The organism is Mediterraneibacter sp. ICN-202921, from assembly GCF_037890075.1.
Taxonomy (GTDB): Bacteria; Bacillota; Clostridia; order Lachnospirales; family Lachnospiraceae; genus Mediterraneibacter; species Mediterraneibacter massiliensis.
Genome location: NZ_JBBKBE010000014.1, coordinates 1 through 17,556, shown reverse-complemented (window position 1 = coordinate 17,556; position 17,556 = coordinate 1). Strand labels below are relative to the sequence as shown.

Annotated in this window: 17 protein-coding genes; 14 read left to right on the top strand and 3 right to left on the bottom strand. The window is 42.0% G+C overall.

Features of this window, described 5'->3' with window-relative positions:
- Nucleotides 1-62 precede the first annotated feature (62 nt).
- From WKT01_RS10575 to WKT01_RS10565, 3 genes are read right to left on the bottom strand one after another with little or no spacing between them, the layout of a single operon-like run.
- A complete protein-coding gene (locus WKT01_RS10575) occupies nt 63-1,592 on the bottom strand; it encodes a xylulokinase (RefSeq protein WP_117975070.1) in 1,530 nt (509 codons plus the stop codon).
- Nucleotides 1,593-1,610: 18 nt separating this feature from the next.
- On the bottom strand, nt 1,611-3,068 hold the full coding sequence (locus tag WKT01_RS10570) for an ATP-binding cassette domain-containing protein (RefSeq protein WP_117975071.1): 1,458 nt from the start codon (nt 3,066-3,068) through the stop codon (nt 1,611-1,613).
- A 23-nt stretch (nt 3,069-3,091) separates the two neighbouring features.
- Nucleotides 3,092-3,886 (bottom strand): DeoR/GlpR family DNA-binding transcription regulator, encoded by a 795-nt coding sequence (locus WKT01_RS10565; protein WP_270395636.1) that lies wholly within the window; start codon nt 3,884-3,886, stop codon nt 3,092-3,094.
- A gap of 386 nt (nt 3,887-4,272) precedes the next feature.
- Here WKT01_RS10565 and WKT01_RS10560 point away from each other — a divergent pair, with 386 nt between their 5' ends.
- The 14 genes from WKT01_RS10560 to WKT01_RS10495 all read left to right on the top strand — a co-directional run bounded on the left by WKT01_RS10560 (nt 4,273) and on the right by WKT01_RS10495 (nt 17,004).
- Nucleotides 4,273-5,295 (top strand): substrate-binding domain-containing protein, encoded by a 1,023-nt coding sequence (locus WKT01_RS10560; RefSeq protein ID WP_117975073.1) that lies wholly within the window; start codon nt 4,273-4,275, stop codon nt 5,293-5,295.
- A 65-nt stretch (nt 5,296-5,360) separates the two neighbouring features.
- The gene (locus tag WKT01_RS10555) at nt 5,361-6,341 is read left to right on the top strand and encodes a sugar phosphate isomerase/epimerase family protein (RefSeq protein WP_117975074.1); all 981 of its coding nucleotides are present in this window, start codon (nt 5,361-5,363) and stop codon (nt 6,339-6,341) included.
- 16 nt (nt 6,342-6,357) lie between these two features.
- Nucleotides 6,358-7,425, top strand: a complete 1,068-nt coding sequence (locus WKT01_RS10550) for a zinc-dependent alcohol dehydrogenase (RefSeq protein ID WP_117975075.1) — start codon at nt 6,358-6,360, stop codon at nt 7,423-7,425.
- A gap of 31 nt (nt 7,426-7,456) precedes the next feature.
- A complete protein-coding gene (locus WKT01_RS10545) occupies nt 7,457-8,431 on the top strand; it encodes an ABC transporter permease (RefSeq protein WP_117975076.1) in 975 nt (324 codons plus the stop codon).
- 24 nt (nt 8,432-8,455) lie between these two features.
- A complete protein-coding gene (locus WKT01_RS10540) occupies nt 8,456-9,955 on the top strand; it encodes a sugar ABC transporter ATP-binding protein (protein WP_340312313.1) in 1,500 nt (499 codons plus the stop codon).
- A gap of 22 nt (nt 9,956-9,977) precedes the next feature.
- Complete coding sequence (locus WKT01_RS10535; protein WP_117975078.1) at nt 9,978-11,222, top strand: oxidoreductase; 1,245 nt, start codon at nt 9,978-9,980, stop codon at nt 11,220-11,222.
- 71 nt (nt 11,223-11,293) lie between these two features.
- Nucleotides 11,294-12,055, top strand: coding sequence for a deoxyribose-phosphate aldolase (gene deoC / locus WKT01_RS10530; protein ID WP_340312312.1), 762 nt, complete (start codon nt 11,294-11,296; stop codon nt 12,053-12,055).
- A 27-nt stretch (nt 12,056-12,082) separates the two neighbouring features.
- A complete protein-coding gene (locus tag WKT01_RS10525; protein WP_340312311.1) occupies nt 12,083-12,517 on the top strand; it encodes a PTS sugar transporter subunit IIA in 435 nt (144 codons plus the stop codon).
- On the top strand, nt 12,511-12,990 hold the full coding sequence (locus WKT01_RS10520) for a PTS system mannose/fructose/N-acetylgalactosamine-transporter subunit IIB (protein ID WP_340312310.1): 480 nt from the start codon (nt 12,511-12,513) through the stop codon (nt 12,988-12,990). Before WKT01_RS10525 ends, WKT01_RS10520 begins: the two co-directional genes overlap by 7 nt.
- A 13-nt stretch (nt 12,991-13,003) precedes the next feature.
- On the top strand, nt 13,004-13,786 hold the full coding sequence (locus WKT01_RS10515; RefSeq protein ID WP_340312309.1) for a PTS mannose/fructose/sorbose/N-acetylgalactosamine transporter subunit IIC: 783 nt from the start codon (nt 13,004-13,006) through the stop codon (nt 13,784-13,786).
- The gene (locus tag WKT01_RS10510) at nt 13,779-14,603 is read left to right on the top strand and encodes a PTS system mannose/fructose/sorbose family transporter subunit IID (protein WP_340312308.1); all 825 of its coding nucleotides are present in this window, start codon (nt 13,779-13,781) and stop codon (nt 14,601-14,603) included. The genes WKT01_RS10515 and WKT01_RS10510 overlap by 8 nt, the downstream gene beginning before the upstream one ends.
- The gene (locus tag WKT01_RS10505) at nt 14,603-15,661 is read left to right on the top strand and encodes an SIS domain-containing protein (RefSeq protein WP_340312307.1); all 1,059 of its coding nucleotides are present in this window, start codon (nt 14,603-14,605) and stop codon (nt 15,659-15,661) included. Before WKT01_RS10510 ends, WKT01_RS10505 begins: the two co-directional genes overlap by 1 nt.
- Nucleotides 15,654-16,838 carry an MATE family efflux transporter gene (locus tag WKT01_RS10500; RefSeq protein ID WP_340312306.1) on the top strand — a complete coding sequence of 395 codons (1,185 nt, stop codon included), beginning with the start codon at nt 15,654-15,656 and terminating at the stop codon, nt 16,836-16,838. The genes WKT01_RS10505 and WKT01_RS10500 overlap by 8 nt, the downstream gene beginning before the upstream one ends.
- The gene (locus tag WKT01_RS10495) at nt 16,828-17,004 is read left to right on the top strand and encodes a hypothetical protein (protein WP_270395628.1); all 177 of its coding nucleotides are present in this window, start codon (nt 16,828-16,830) and stop codon (nt 17,002-17,004) included. The genes WKT01_RS10500 and WKT01_RS10495 overlap by 11 nt, the downstream gene beginning before the upstream one ends.
- Nucleotides 17,005-17,556: the final 552 nt, after the last annotated feature.

The following is a 17,556-nucleotide window of genomic DNA, read 5'->3' as shown; positions in this document are numbered from 1 at the left end:
CCCCAGGCAGGGTTTTCATTGTCCTGCTTGAGGGTATTATATTATTGAGGATGGGGCTGATTTTACATAGAACGAATCTGATTCATTCTGTCTCCCAGACGGGCCAGAGCCTGCGTCCAGTCATCATATATTTCCAGAAGTTTTTCATAGAATTCTGCGTTCTCAGGAATCGGTTCCAAGTGGTCTTCTATCTTGTGAACAGACTGTATCCTATCATATCCATCCCAGAGACCGCAGGCGTTTGCTGCCAGGGCGGCGGCTCCCAGAGATGCGGCATCCTGATCCACAGTAGTTTTGATGACGGGCATGTTGTAGATGTCGGTAAAAATCCGGCGCCATACAGCGCTTTTGCTGCACCCGCCGCACAAAAGCATTTCCCCCGAGATTGTCGTCTGGCTTAAAAGAATGTCCAGAGTTTTCCGAAGTGCCATGGCAACTCCTTCCATGGAAGCGCGGACAAGATCTTCCCGGGTGTTGCCAAGAGTAATACCCATGAATCCCCCATTTAGATTTGGACTAGGTTCTTGTGCACTTCCGCCGGCAAGGCTGGGATTAAACAAAACGCCATGTGCTCCTGGCGGTGTGGCTTCTGCCATTTGATTCATAATATCATAGGTATTTGTAGTATCTGGATAGTCTTTTAAAAGTTGATCGCGTACCCAGCGGAAAGAATTACCTGCTGAAAAAATAGAAACAGCAGATGTATAATAGCCCTTTTTTGCGTGAGCGAATACGAAGGGGCGCATTTGCAGATCTATAATAGGCTTTTTTGAGGTGACGGCTATCCAGCTGGAAGAACCGAGAGAGGTATATGCAACGCCTTCTTCTAATCCACGTGCGCCAAGCGCCATACAGGTATTGTCTACAGCACCGCAGGCAACAGGGGTTCCTTCACAGAGTCCACATTCTTCTGCAGCGGCTTTAGTTACATACCCGATGATAGAATCGGAGGGGCGGATTTCGGGAAAAATTTCTCTGGAGATACCGGCGGCCTTAAAAAAGCGCTCTTCATAATCCCAATTTAGTAAGTGAAAGACGCCGAAACCGGAAGCATAGGACGGATCCGTACAGATGGTTCCGGTGAACTTATAATTAATAAAATCTTTTGAACCGAGAATTTTATATGTTTTAGCAAAAATTTCCGGTTGATGCTGACGCATCCACATCAACTTCAGAATTGTGTAACATTCTTCCGGATCTCCGTTGCCCGTAGTGGAGTACCAATCTTCATAAGACAACTCTTTGAAAAATTTAGAGATTTGATCTTCTGCGCGCATATCACACCATATTGGAACCTGGTTCAGTAAAATATTCCCCTCCTTATCGATAGGAACAGCAACAAGGCTGTGTCCGGAAAGGGCCGTACATGCAATTTCTTCTGCAAGACAGTCGCTTTGTTCAAGGAGCAGACGAGTGGCATTACAGACACCACACCACCAATCCATAGGACGTTGTTCGGTGAATTTCTCCTTTGGAAAGAACGTTTCGTATTGTTGAAAAACTTCTGCGAGAGAATTTCCCATTGCGTCGAACAAAGAGGCTTTGATGCCTCCGGTGCCCAAGTCGAAAGCAATTAATTTATTTTTTTTCATAGTTCATCATCCTTTGCATTATTCTAATTCTTTAGACAGAGTCTCGACTGAAAGGTAATTTGTTGAATAATTTCCTGTCTGACATCCATTCTTTACAAGAATAATACGGCTGCTCATGCCGATCATCTCTGAATAATCAGAAGATATCAGAAGGATTGAAGCTCCTTCTAAAGCTAATGCATTTAGAATGTTATAAAAATCCAGCTTGCTTGTAGAATCTAGATTTTTTGTTGGTTCGTCATATATGTAGATATTTGCGCATTTAAAAAGGGAACGTGCAAGAATCACCTTCTGTTTAGTACCCGTGCTCAAATACATAGGCGGCGTGTGTATATCCGCATCTTTTATATGCAATTTCTGAAAATAGCGCTTTCCGTAGGAACGCATTTTCTTTACAGAAGTAAAAAATCTTCTGCGGGTCCGCCTGAAATCAGAGGCCGTAATATTAAAAGGTACGGACTGCGTTTCAAAGAGCATTTCGTATGCGGGACTGTCACTGATCACACTGATGATCGGAGACTGTTTGGTTTTCGGAAACGAAATACTTCCACCGGTCATTCCTTTTTTATACAAAAGTGCTGCTATGAGAGAATCTTTTTGCTCTCTTTTTAATCCGGCAATGCTGACGATTTCTTTTTGGTGCATAGAAAAATTAATGCCGGAAAGCAGATTTGTAGAAAGAGACCGGATGTTTACCGTTTCGTTTCCCGGTGCCAGACGCATGGACGGATACGAAAAGCTCATCTTTAAACGTTCCAGGTAAGCTTGACCGGACGGTGTTTTGAGCTCCTCTATTGTGAAGGTGGCTTCAATTTGTCCATCGCTCATAAAAGAAACTCTGTCACAATGGTTTAAAAGAACAGAGTAATTATGTGTGATCAAAAGAATGATCCGTTCTTTTTTATAGTCCTTTAGAAATTGAAATAACATTTCAATTTCCATCGTTGTCAGCAAGGCAGAAGGTTCATCCAGAATCAGAACTTTCGGATTGCAGATTAAAATACGGCACAGTTGTATCATCAGTTTTTCCATAGCAGACAGAGCAGATACAGGCGCATGTAAGTCTATGGCTTCCAGACCAAAGTTCTTTAGATAGGAACGACATACGCAATCCAGTTTTTTTGCAGAGGGAGCCCAAAAAGAACGATTTTGTATATGTTTTTCCACCCCGAGCGTAATATTATCCCGGACAGAAAGCTCCGGAAAAAGGACAGGTTCTTGCTGCAAGATATAAATTCCCGCTTTCTGGGCAGAAGAAGGATCCCCAAAGTGGAGTTCTGTTCCATCCAGAAAAATAGAACCACTTGTCTTTTTGCGCACGCCGGATAAAAGTTTAGCAAATACGGTTTTTCCTTCACCATTGTTACCGATAATGGCATGGATCTCACCGGAAAAGGCAGTGAAATCAATATCTGTAAGTAATGGGCGGTCCGCAGTTTTAGATAATGACTTTGTCTGTATACAAAAAGATTTCATAAATAACCACTTTAAAATTCGAATTAAAAATTAATCGGTTTCAAATCAAAACTCGTATATACGGAAATTTTATGTTCTAAAAAAAACTGTTTATAATCATCCGGAATAGCCGGGTTTGTAACAACCGCAGCTGCAAAATCCAAATTGCCTACCTTCATGAAAGAACGTTGATCGTATTTGGTATAGTCAAATACCATGATCATTTCACGAGAACGTGCGCGAACCGTGGAGATCAGATCATATACCGGGCGATCAGATAATGTATATCCAGCATGAATATCTACTCCGTCGATAGAGAAAAATGCCTTATCAAAATACATATTTTCCAAATCTTTTTCAAGATTATCAGGAATCGTATAGAAGCCGGGATGTTCAACGTGACCGCCGAAAAAATCTAGACGGATTCCGGGAGTATTATACAATGCCTGTGACACCAGAAAGTTATTTGTCAGTATATTGACATTGACACGATCCCGAAGGGCGCATGCAATATAAAAATTGGTCGTTCCGGGACCGAGAAAAACCCATTCACGTTCATTGATCAATTGCGCTGCAGTACGTCCGATTTCTTCCTTGTTTTTGTCGTATTCCGTCAGCGGATTAACGAAGGGTGTATTGACAGAAGAATTCGTTTCTTCAGAATTCAGTGTAGCCCCTCCATGGAAGCGAGTGAGAAATCCTTCCCGCTCTAACTCTTCAAAATCCTTTCGTATCGTTACTTCTGTGACATCAAGGAGATTGCTGAGCGATGAAACCTCGATTTGACGGCAGTCTTTTAAAATTTCTTTGATTCGCCTGTGGCGTTCAGCCTTAAACAAAATGCTTACCTCGATAAAATAATTGATATGGAATCCTGTATCCAGTAAAAGTAATTTACTTATTAACATAATAGCATAAAGAAATATGGATAGCAAATAAAAAGAAAAAATATTGAAGAAAAAGATACAAAACGAAATAAAACGAAAAAATGATTTGCAAAGCATGAAAAATACACAAAAATTTAGGGTGAAAAAGAGTTTGTTAATAAAAAAACATGTGGAATTTATACAAAAAATGCAATTAAAATCAGGTAAAAACGAAAAAAATAAAAACTAAAACAAAATTAAACGAAAAAATAAAATGACAAACGAAATGTGATATAGTAAAAACAGTTAGACGAGCTCGTGATGAAAGGTAAAAAATAAAAGAGAGGAAGTAAAGAATTATGAAAAAGAAAATTATCTCAATGTTACTTGCAGGTGCGATGATTGGAACACTCGTATTAACAGGATGCAGCAGTGGAAAAGAACCGGCTAAAGAAGGGGGAACGAAAGTGGCGAAAGAGGACGGCAAATATGTGATCGGTTTTGCGAATGCATCAGTTTCCAATAGCTGGCGGGTGAAAATGCGCGATATGTTAATGGAAGAGGCAGAGAAGCTGGGTGTCGAAATCGTAGAAACAGATGCGCATGATGATGCCAATACACAGAACAGTAATATTGAAGCAATGCTGCAAAAAGATCTGGATGCGATTCTGATCACGCCGGCAGTAGAGGATGCAGTGAATCCTGGAATTGAAGCGGCATACGCTTCTGGAATTCCGGTGATTCTGTTTGATAGAACAGCGACTACAGAAGACTACACGCACTTTGTAGGCTGGACAGATGAAAATAATGGAGCGGCGTGCGCACAGATGGTTGTTGACGCAATCACAGAGAAAAACGGAGAGCCGAAAGGAAATGTAATTGCACTGGATTCAATCGCAGGTTCCGGTACGGATAACGGACAAAAAGCAGGACAGGAAAAAGTATTTTCTCAGTATCCGGACATCAAGATCATTGACAGACAGTATACGGATTTTGAATCTTCAAAAGGTAAATCCGTAATGGAAGATTTTTTGAGCAAATACGGAGAAGGTGAAATCGATGCAGTGATCTCTCAGGACGGAGCAGTTACACTGGCAGCGTGGGATGCAATTGTAGAGGCAGGAAGAGATGATGAAGGAATCATTGTTGTAAATGCAGACGGTATCAATGGAGTGGCAAAGAATGTAAAAGATGGAATATTTTACGGGTTTACACAGTTCCCATGCGCGGCATCTGTAGAGGCGCTTCATCTGGCGATCGACACAATAGAGGGAAAAGATCCGGAAGAAAAGATCGTTATCAAAGAGCCTATTACAGTTACCGCAGAAAATATTGACGAATATGTGATCGAGGACGGAGACGATTTCGACTGGACATATTAAAAGGAACTGTAACAAAAAGTATTTGAGAGAAATGTAAAGAAATAAAAGGCATGGAGGAATAAAAAGTGAAATTAGGTTTTTGTGTAGTGAATTATTCAAATTTACCGGTGGACAAAGTTTGTGAGATTGCCGCAAGGAATGGCTATGATGCAGTGGAACTTCCGGCATATACAGACAATGGACAGGTAGATGCGGCAGAGTTATTAAAAGGAAATAATGCGAAAGAATTTAAGAAAAAAATAGAAGACCACGGGCTGTTCATTTCTGCACTTAGCAACCATGCGGATTCCCCATTGATCATGGGACCATACAGTGCAGGAATGGACTCTATATGCCCGGGCAGCAAAGAAGAAAAGATTAAATTCGGTCAGGAGAGTATGATTCGTTCTGCTCAACTGGCAGCCGAACTTGGAGTAAACTGTGTTGTCGCATTTTCTGGCATGGAAAATTACGGACACATCAATGACTGGCCGGAACCAAACGGATGGAAATATGAGGAAGAACAATTTGCAGAGAAATGGGGATATGTATTTGACAAATATAAAGAATACGGTGTGAAAGTTGCCTTTGAACCTCACCCGAACAATATTGTTTATGATATTAAATCTACAAAACGTCTCTTGGAAGTAACAGATAATCATGAGAGTTTTGGAATCAATCTGGATCCTGCAAATGTATTGTTCTCAGGAATAGATGTAAATCAGTTCGTGTATGAATTGGCAGATCGCATCGTAACGGTGCATGCTAAGGATTGTGAGATCTTAAAACATCATCTTGCAAGCGGAGGGTTGAATATGTATATGCAGGATGGTTGGGCAAGAAAAGACAGATCTTTCAGATTCAGAATTCCCGGATGGGGAGATGTGAATTGGAAAGCCCTGATCAGCGAACTGTATCTCAATGGATACGACGGAGTATTTAACTTTGAACACGAGGACGTGATCATGAGTGTGGACGACGGCACAAAGAAAACAATTGATTTCTTAAGACCGTTGATAATCGATGCGCCATATGAAGAACGTCATGACAAATTATTTACAAAATAGATGGAGGTAGACAACTATGGAAGGAACAATGAGAGCACAGGTATTAGCTGAAGTGGGACGCTTCGAGTTGAGAGAAGTACCGATCCCGCAGATCAATGATGACGAGGTACTCGTAAAAGTAAAATATTGTGGTATCTGCGGATCGGACTGGGGATCTTATACAGGGAAATATGCGGATGAGGTAGAGTGCATTCCGCTGATCACAGGGCATGAGGTATGCGGAACGATCGCAGAGGTAGGAGCGAATGCAAAAGGCCTTTCGGTTGGTGACAGAGTTACTTATGACATTGTAATTCCCTGCGGGACATGTTATCAGTGCCGAATCGGTGAATCCTTACTTTGCTCTGATTTTAAACAGATTGGTATACATACAGACGGTGGCTTTGCAGAATATGTAAAGGTTCCATGGAAAAATATTTATAAAGTTCCGGATGAGGTTTCTGATATCAAAGCGGCATTTGTAGAGCCGTTGACGGCCTGCTTAAATGCATCCCACAAAATGAATTGTGAGATCGGACGCAGTGTCGTTATCATCGGGGCAGGCCTGGGCGTTATGCATGCACAGTTGGCAAGAGCTCGTGGAGCCGCGCCGATCATCATGGTGGATACCAATCCGGAGAGACTGGCAATGGCGAAAGAGGTTGTTGCGGATTATGTGATCAATGCAGCAGAGTGTGATCCTGTCGAAGAAGTCATGAAGCTTACAAATGGAATCGGCGCAGATTATGTTTTGGAGGCTGTCGGACATCACAGTACTTATGAGCAGGCATTTAAGATGCTGCGTAAGGGAGGTAAGCTGGAGGCATTCGGTATGTGCGCTGATGATGATTATGCGTCATTGCCGCCAATTGAATTTGTAACAAGTGAGAAGAAGATCAGCGGAAGCTGCGCTGGAATTGGCTATGACTGGGCAGATGCACTGACATTGATGCAGTATGACCGTGTAGATCCTACACCACTCATTTCCATGATCGTCCCATTGGAAGAGTTAGAGGAAACACTTCACGAAATCAAGAAAAATTCAAAACTGATCAAAGTATTAGTAAGCCCAGAGGCAACAGAGCGCACCATATTATATAAATAATAGCAAGTAGTGATGAATTGGAGAAAAAGCGATGAGTAAGGAAACAGAGAAAAGAAATATTTTACAAAGAATAAAAAACAATCCAGTGAGTGTACCTTACGGTGTGCTTATACTGACATTTATTATTTCCACCATCGCTTCTCCGGATATATTTCCGACCTATTCTAATATTATGAATATTTTGAGACAGGCATCTATCGTAGGTGTAGTCAGCATTGGAATGACTGTCGTTCTACTGGTAGGAGGGATCGATCTTTCTGTAACCAGTATCATGGCACTGACAGCCTGTCTCCTAGCGGATATGATGGAGAAGGGAGTAGAAGCAGGACAGACTGGAATTATGGCAGGTCAGGTAGCGCTGGTGTTGATTCTTGGATGTCTGATCGGCCTGGTAAATGGTATTATCATCGTTACCAGAAAATTGGAGGCATTTATTGTCACTTTGGCAATGAACATGATCATTAAAGGTGTTGTTATGGTATACACCAAAGGTGCACCGGGAGGAAAAGTAACGGAATTTTGGGAGAGTTTCGGATCCGACTATATACTTGGCATACCATGCGCAGTTGTACTGTATGCGGCTGTGATGATCATCTTTTTGATCGTACTGCACAAAACAGTATATGGCAGACATATTTATGCGATCGGAAGCAATGCAGAGGCGGCAAGACTGACCGGTATTAAAGTGAATCTCAATAAGATCATGGCATATGTCCTTTGCGGATTTACTGCCGCACTTGCCGGGGTCATGCTTATGGCGCGTGTACGCGTGGGCGAGCCGAACGGGAGCGCCGGATATGATATGGATGCGCTTGCGGCAGCTGTTATCGGTGGAACTGCGATGAGCGGCGGAGTCGGAACGCTGGCAGGAACACTTGCAGGCGTGATCATCATGGCGATAGTAAATAATATCCTCAATTTGATTGGGGCGGATCCGAACCTTCAGAGTTTGATCAAAGGACTGATTATTCTTGTTGCTGTTGTTTTCCAGAGAAAAGAAAAATAAGATTCATGTGGGGAAGGTGAAAGAATGAGTGAATATGCATTGGAAATGTTAGGAGTTACAAAAACGTTTTCAAAAGTCACAGCACTTGATCATGTAAATCTCCGCGTGAAAAAGGGTGAGATTCACGCATTGATCGGTGAAAATGGAGCTGGAAAATCAACGTTAATGAAGGTTCTTTCCGGGGTATATAAAGCCGATGCGGGAACCGTTAAAATTAATGGAGAAGAAGTTTCCATTAAAAACCCGAGGGACGCGATCGACAAGGGTGTGGCGATCATTTATCAGGAACTGAGTCTGGTTCCGGAATTGAATGCCATCAAAAATGTCATGCTGGGACAAGAAAAAAATACATTACAGGTCATCAATACAAAACAAGAAAATGAGTTCGCAAAGGAATATCTGGACTATGTGAGCAGAGGCAGTATTCCAAGCTACAAAATACCTGCCAAGCACTTAAGTGTCGCACAGCAGCAGATGATAGACATTGCGAAAGCATTATCTTATAACTCTAAGATCATCATTATGGATGAACCTTCAGATAGTTTGACAAACAGTGAAATTGAAACATTGTTTGAAATCGTACGTAAGTTGAAAGAAGACGGTATTACTGTAATTTATATTTCTCATCGTCTGGAAGAACTGTTTGCACTTTGCGATAGAGTGACGGTACTTCGAGATGGGAAGTATATTACAGATGCCAATATTGCGGATATTGATAAAGACTGGCTGATCAGTAAGATGATCGGACGGGACTTAAAAGATACATTTCCGCCTCGTCATCGCAGTCAAAGCAGCGAGACCGTACTGGAAGTAGAAGGACTGACTGGAGAACGGTTTAAGGACATATCCTTTAAGTTAAGAAAGGGAGAAATCTTAGGATTCGGCGGTCTGGTGGGAGCAGGACGTACAGAAGTACTGCGTGCGATTTTCGGAGCCGATAAATATAGTGCGGGAACCGTTAAGATCAACGGTGAAGACGTTCATATCAGTCATCCAAACAAAGCTGTAAAATATGGCCTTGGCTTTGCCACAGAGGACCGGAAAACACAAGGGCTGTTTTTGAACCAGGGGATCCGGGATAATATATTGGCTGCGGCATTGGATAAAGTATCTGCTTCCGGATTCATGCAAGGGAAAAAAGAACGGACATTGGCGGGAAAATATTTTGAGGAACTAAAAGTAGTCTCTCCGGATATGGATAAATTATGCAAGTATCTTTCCGGCGGAAATCAGCAAAAGGTCGTTTTGGCAAAATGGCTGGCGTCAGAATGTAAGATATTGTTTTTAGATGAGCCGACAAGAGGGATCGATGTCGGTGCGAAATACGAAATTTACCTGCTGATGGATAAACTTGTGCAGGAAGGCGTCAGCATTATCATGATCTCGTCAGAGATGCCGGAATTGATGGGGGTATCGGATCGCGTGCTGGTCATGCATGAAGGAACGATAACCGGAGAACTTATGACAGCAGATTTCTCAGAAGAGAATATTATGAAACTGGCAAGCGGAGAAACCGTAGCTTAAGTGAACAGAAAAGGAGAACACAATGGGATATAAAGAGACATTATTAAGTCCGATCAAAATCGGGACAAGAGAATGTAAGAACAGATTTTTTGCACAGCCAATGGAATGTGTAGATTCAGATGCAGAAGGGAATCCTACAGATCTTACATATCAGAGATATGAAAATCTTTATAAAGGCGGATTTGGATTGGTCGATCTTGAGGCGATCACTGTCACAAACGAATCCAGAGCAAGAAAAACACAGTTAGAGATCATGCCGCGGAATGAAAAGCCGCTGGCAAATTTTATCAAAAAATTGAAAGAAGTAAATCCGGATACACTCATTGTATTTCAGCTGACACATTCCGGAGAAATCAGTGAATCGGATTTCTCCAGAAAAGTTTGTGTCAAACCGATGTACGGAATTGGCGGAGATATTCTTTCAGAGGAAGAAGTAGACCATATCATGGAGCAGTTCGTAGAGGCTACCAAGATCGCATACGCAGTTGGCGCAGACGGGATTGATATGAAGCTTTGTCATGGCTACCTTGGCTCACAGATTATCCGCCCGTTTAACGACCGGGACTGGAAGTATGGAGGGTCCTGGGAGAGAAGAAGACAGTGGGCATTTGATCTGCAGGAAAAAATTATGAAAGCAGTGAATTACGATAAGAATTTCCTGGTAGGTTCCAAGATGTCTATGTGGGAGGGACATCCGGGTGGATTCGGTTCAGCGGGACCAGAATCCCCATTGATGGATATGACAGAACCTATTGATTTGATCAAGGGATTGGAAGAACGAGGAGCTACGTATTTTATCGAGTCTCTTGGAAATGTGCATAGCGCGATGAACTATATGGAAGCGCTCAAAGATGCGCCGGAGCTTTCCTATCTTCATATTTACTTTGCAGATATGATGAAGAAAGCGCTGAAACCGGAGACGGTTGTGATCGGTTCTCACTTCTCACCGTTTAGAGGAAAGAAGAACAAACTGCTTTCTGTTGACCCGGAAAAATCTTCTCTGTTTGCAATGGGAGCGCATTGTATCGAAGAAGGTATGATGGATATGGTCGGACTTGGCAGGCAGTCCTTTGCCGATCCTCTTACCCCTTTGAAATTGATGGAAGGCAGAGAGGATGAGATCAAATACTGTACACAGTGCATGAATTGCGAAGAGTTAATGATCCGCCAGCAGCCGGTTGGATGTGTCGCTTATAACAAACCGTATACAGAGCGTTTTGTGGAGTGCAGAAAGAAATATGGCAAGCTGACAGAACTGCATACTTGATAAATGGCTGCACATAAGGTGTGATAACTGTAAAAGTTATATATAAATTATTTTAAGAAAGGTGATACATAATGAAAGGAATCTTAACGGAAAGACCGAGAAAAAACGTATTAACAAAGGATGATATTGCTTATATGATGGATCCCAGTGTGCTGAAACTGGATACAACATTGAGTGATGTGAAGCATATGGTTGAGGTATGCAAAAAGTATGGATGCGGCACATGTTTCTGCTGGCCTTGTTATTATCCACAGCTTGTAGAACTATTGGAAGACGCGGAGGTAACGAAATTTGGCACATCTCTTGGGTTTCCGACAGGTCAGGAGTCAACGGAGACAAAGGTGTTCTTAGCGCATCAGTTTATGGAACTGGAGCCGGCAACAAATGATATGCAGATTAACGTAGGTTGGTTAAAAGAAGGATTGGATGATCTTGTATATAATGATATCAAAGCGGTCCGTGACGCGACGCCGGGAGTTCCGTTGAAAGTCATTATTGAAGCGATGCTCTTAACAGATGAAGAAATTGTAAGAGCATGCGAACTTTCTATCAAAGCGGGAGCTGATTATGTAAAAACAGGCTCTGGTTTTTCCATCGGGAAACCAACGACACTGCATCATGTAAAAGTGATCGCAGATACGATCGGAGACAGAGCCCAGTTGAAAGTCGCGGGCGGCGTAAGAGATTTGGATACATTGCTTAAAATGTATAAACTGGGAGCTGCACGTTTTGGTATCGGTTGTGCATCGGCAGAGAAGATCCTTGCAGAGGTAGACGCACTTGGCGGAGCAATTGATTTAGATACAATTGTTATTGATGAAGCAGAGTTATAAAAACCGATTGAGGGAAGGAATAGAGAGATGAGCAAATTAATACTGGCATCTCATGGAAGTCTTGCTGAAGGAATGAAAAGTGCGTTGAAAATGATTTTAGGCGAAAGCATCCGTGTGGATGCTTTCGGTCTGGATACATGGGAACAGCCACAGGCAATTCTAGAGGAAATTCTGAAGATACGAAGATCCGATCCGGAAGAAGAACTGATCGTATTGTGTGATGTGAAAGGTGGTAGTGTATGTAATTGTATGCTGCAGCTTTGCGAGGATACGAAGATTTGTGTGGTCAGTGGGATGAATTTAGGGCTTGCCCTTGAACTGGCAATGGTTTCAGGAGGCGTAAGCTGTAAAAAAGAAATTGAGATGGCAATAAAAGAAACAAATGAAGGAATCCAGTACTTTGATCATACTGTGATCCAGATATTAACTGAAACAGAAGAGGAGGGGAATGAGTTATGGTAAAGCTGATGCGAGTGGATGAGAGACTGCTGCATGGACAAGTTGCCGTGACATGGGTCGGCAATGTAAATGCAACGTCAATTTTGATCGCGAATGATGAAGTTGTAGAAAATGAAATGGCAAAGATGGCGCTGAAGATGGCAAAACCAAGCGGCATGAAATTGGCTATACGTTCCATTGAGGACGGAGCAGCTCTTTTAAATGATCCGCGTTCTCAGCAGATCAGTATTTTTGTAATTGTCAAAACAATCCAGGATGCTGTGCGCTTGTGTAAAAAAACAGAAGGCATTAAAAAAGTAAACATTGGCGGCGTCAAGAAGAAAGAAGGAAGCAGGCTGATCGCGGCGGCAGTACATGTTAATGATGAGGATATCCGATCTTTAAAAGAGTTAGGGGAACTGGTGGATGAGGTGGAATTTCGTATGGTTCCGTCAGATTCGGCAAAAACATTGGATGAGGTATTGAAGAGTTATTAGAGGAGGGATATACATGAATATTGGAATCGCATTACTTATCACACTTGTTGTCTGGGTAATTACATGGGCAGAAGCCTGGTTTGCTTACCCGATGATCAACACACCGCTTGTATTGTGTCCAATTGTAGGATTATTGCTTGGAGACTTGCAGGCAGGTATTATTGCGGGAGCGACGCTGCAGTTAGTATTTCTGGGAGTTATGCAGATCGGAGGGACTCTTCCGGCAGACGCATCCTTAGGTTCTGTTATTGGAGTCGCATTTTCTATCACTTTGGGGCAAGATGTGGAAACAGCGCTTACGTTTGCAGTACCGATCGCCGCGCTTGGTTCTACATTTACACTGGTAAAATATCTGATTAACGGTTTGGTAAATCCATATGTGGAGAAATTGGTAGAAAAGGGAGATACAAAAGGAATCGAAAGAGTGCATTTTCTGGTATCCTTCCTTCCGGAACTTCCAAAGATGATCATACTGTTTGTCGCGCTTGCATTTGGGACAGGTTTCGCACAGGGAATGTTAGATGCGATCCCAGCGGTTGTTCAGAACGGTCTAGATTATGCAACAGGTCTGATGCCGGCAGTCGGCTTTGCGCTCTTATTAAGAATGATGTGGTCAAAACAGATGGCAGTATACTTCTTCCTGGGAGTTGTACTGGTAAGCTTCTTCAATATTCCTATTATCGGAGTCGCGTGTGTAGGAATTATTCTGGCAGTTATTTTGATTTTAAATGAGAAAACAGAAACAGCGGCGGTACAGGCGGCTGACAATGGGGAGGAGGAGTTGTTCAATGACTAATCAGACATTTAAGGTGAACGATCCACAGGATAAAAAGATGCTGAAAAAAGTCTTTTGGCGTACAATGACTTTAAGTTCTACATATAATTATGAGAGAATGCAGGCGTTGGGGTATCTGTATACCATGATACCGGTCATTGATCGGTATAACAAGAAAAAAGAAGACAGACTGGAAGGATATAAACGTCATTATGAGTTGTTTAATACGACTCCTACAATGGGAGGTTTTATTACAGGATTGTCCACTTCTATGGAGAAAGAAGCAGCTGAAGATGAAAAGTTCGATAAGGGCTCCATTAATGCCGTAAAATTGTCTTTGATGGGACCGTTTGCTGGAATCGGAGATTCTATTTTCCAAGGATCGCTGCGTATTATCTCACTTGGTATCGGCGTTGCTCTTGCAGCGCAGGGGAGTATTCTGGGGGTAATCCTCCATCTTCTGTTATACAATGTACTGGCGCATTTGCTTCGTTATTACGGAGTGTTTGCAGGGTATAACATGGGAACCTCTTTTTTGAAAACGGCCAGCGAGAACGGTGTACTTGGCAAGCTGACAAAGGGCGCGGGAATTGTAGGATTGATGACGGTAGGCGCGATGACGTGTTCCATGGTATCTTTCCAGATACCCGCAGTCGCCAAAATACAGGGGTCTGAATTGGTTATTCAGGATATGCTGGATCAGATTTTCCCAAATCTGCTTCCGTTGTTTCTGACATTTGTGTGTTATAAGCTAGTGAAGAAGAATGTGAAACCGATTTGGATCATGCTTGGAATGATGGTTGTCGGTGTCCTCGGAAAGGTAATAGGTATTTTCTAATGGAGTCAATTCTTAGTTGTATAGAGAGAATTCCGTCGGTATTACAAAATATTTTAGAAAATAGAGAGTTGTATCTGAAGGAATTAAAGAATGCGATATTGGAAGATCGTGTAGATGAAATCATTTTTATTGGTTCAGGTACATCCAATACGGCAGCGGTTACTTCCGCTCCGTTTGTTGAGAAGGTAAGCGGACTTCGTGTAACGGTCGTGACTTCAAATGAGTTTATGTATGACAGATCTGTTCGTAATAAAAAAGGACTTTATGTATTTACTTCTCAGACAGGTACTTCACACTTTGTAAGAGAAGCACAGAAACGATTTCGAGAAGAAGGTTATCTGACTGTGGCAGTTTCTGAATCAGAAGATACGCCATTGGCAAAAGAAAGCATGATTTTTGTAAATATGGGCAGCGGAGAAGAAGGCTGCCCGATGCGCACAATCGGTTATTGTGCGTCTGTGCTGATCCATATGCTGATGGGACTTGAAATTGGAAGAGCTTATAAGAACCTTTCAAATGAAGAATATCAGGAATATATAAAAGAAGCAGGACGATTGCCCAATAGTCATGAAGAAATACGAAAGGCGGCACTAGTGTGGATGGATGTGGCAAGGCGAAAGATGTTTCAATCGCAATTGCTTGTGTTCACAGGGGCAGGTTCACTGTATGGTCTGGCATTAGAAGGAGCCATGAAAGTATGGGAATGTCCACAGATTGCTTCTGTGGGATATGAACTTGAAGAGGGGATGCATGGTCCGAATTATGGTTATAACAGTAACCATTGTGTGATTTTTCTAAACGATGGCAGAGAAGAAAAAAAGGGTTTGGCACTTGCAAAATGGATGAAAGAAATCAATAAGAATGGTTTTGTCATTGGAAATCATGTTGTAGATGACACGGATCTGAAAGTAGAACTTATGACAGAACATTTTACAGCAATTGAAATATCTGCAGCGGTGCAGACGATCGCGTATCGTCTGGCTTATGACGGCGGTCGTGATTTGCTTTCGCCACATGATAATAGCGTAATGGAGAGTTATTTTAAAACACATGACTGAAAAAAGATGCAAGATTTTAATTGGCATGGCGCTGCCAATAACTTTACAAAATTTAATAAATTTCTGTGTGAATCTGGCAGATACAATCATGTTGGGGCAATTGGGGGAGGTGCCGCTTGCGGCATCTTCTCTTGCTAATCAGCTGTTTTTTGTTGTTACATTAGTCGTATATGGAATCGGCGGAGGGGCGAATGTATTAGTTTCCCAGTATTGGGGGAGAAAGGAGCTGCGCCCGATTTATAAAATATTGACCTATACATATGGCGTTGCAGCTGGCTTCGCGGCGCTTATCGGCGGCGCTGCGATCATAGCGCCGGAAATGATGATGCATTTGTTTACAAACGATCAAAGTGTTGTGAAGCTTGGAGTGGAATATTTGAGGATCATCGGCTGGTCGTACATATTTTTTACGGCAACGACTGTTACGTTGTGCATGCTTAGATCGGTTCATATCGTAAAAATCGCTACGGTATTATCAAGCGTCTCTCTTATCATAAACGTAGTTTTAAACTATATATTGATTTTTGGAAAATTTGAAATGCCCCGGTTGGGGATGAAAGGTGCTGCGATCGCGACGCTTACGGCGAGAATGACAGAATTTCTGCTTTTGATGTTATATTTGAAAAAGAAGGAAAGAACGTTAAATCTCTGGGAATATTTTTGTACGCATGCCAGGAGAGTGATCGGAAAGAAAACAGGAACATCTGTCTATTGTGGGGGAGATGTATCATGGAAAGTGTTTTGTGCAACAAGTATTCCTGTGGTATTGAATGAGCTGCTCTGGGCATTGGGGGAAGCTGCAGTGTCTATGATCCTAGGCAGGATCGGAATGGAAGTTGTGTCTGCAAATGCGATTTACGCCAATATCAGTGAACTATCGGGGGTCGTTGTATCAGGCATGTATTCATCTGCATGTGTGATGATCGGAAATGTAGTCGGTGCAGGAGATGTGAAGGAATTAAAGATACAAAAAAGATTTTTTCATAATATTTCCATCCTCGTCGGTCTTCTGGGAATGCTCATCATGCTCATATGCAGATGCTTTATAGCCGATTTCTACAATGTGACGGATACGACGAAAATGTATGTAAGTCAGATTATGCCGCTCAATACAAACCATGAATTCTATGGGGATTTTGCGAGGCGCCGGAGACGTAAAGTTTGCAATGCTCAATGATATTTTATTTTTGTGGGGCTTTACGATCCCTTGCGGAATATTGACAGGGCTGGTATTGAAGTGGCCTGTATGCTGGGTGTATATTGTTTTGAAATTAGATCAATTGCTGAAAATTTTTACAAGTGAATATCGTTTGAGAGGTACGAAATGGCTGCATCATGTATAAAAATCAGAAAGTGACAAATGTGATCGTACGATTTCCCACAATAAAATTCTTTGTGAAGTCAGGTAGAACAACAGCAGTTTTTTGTGGGAAATGCATAAAAATAGTGAAAAGAGGATAAAAGTAAAAAATAGGGTTGACAGGTGAGTTGGGATATGATAGTCTATACAAGCTGTCGCAAGAGAAGTCTAAAAAAAGAGTGAGAAGCGGCATATAGCTGTGAAAGGTAAGAAAAAGAAAAACCTGGACGGCGATAAAAAAAGTTCTTGACAAGCGATAATGAGTTTGGTAAAATAAAGAAGTTGTCGCTCAAGAGCGAGACAGAGAACCTTGATAACTGAACAATAGACAACGATCCTTGAAAATTCTTAAGAGAAAATTCAAAGAACGGTTTGGAAAACGAACCAAGAACAGTAAAAGGATAAGGATTAGCTAGTAGTTAATCCTAGTCCGGACGAACAAAGAAGCTCCGACAGTTCTAAACTCGTGGGAAACCTCGTAAGAACATGCGGAGCGTATAAACGGTAAGACTTGAAAGAACCAAGTCCAACCTTA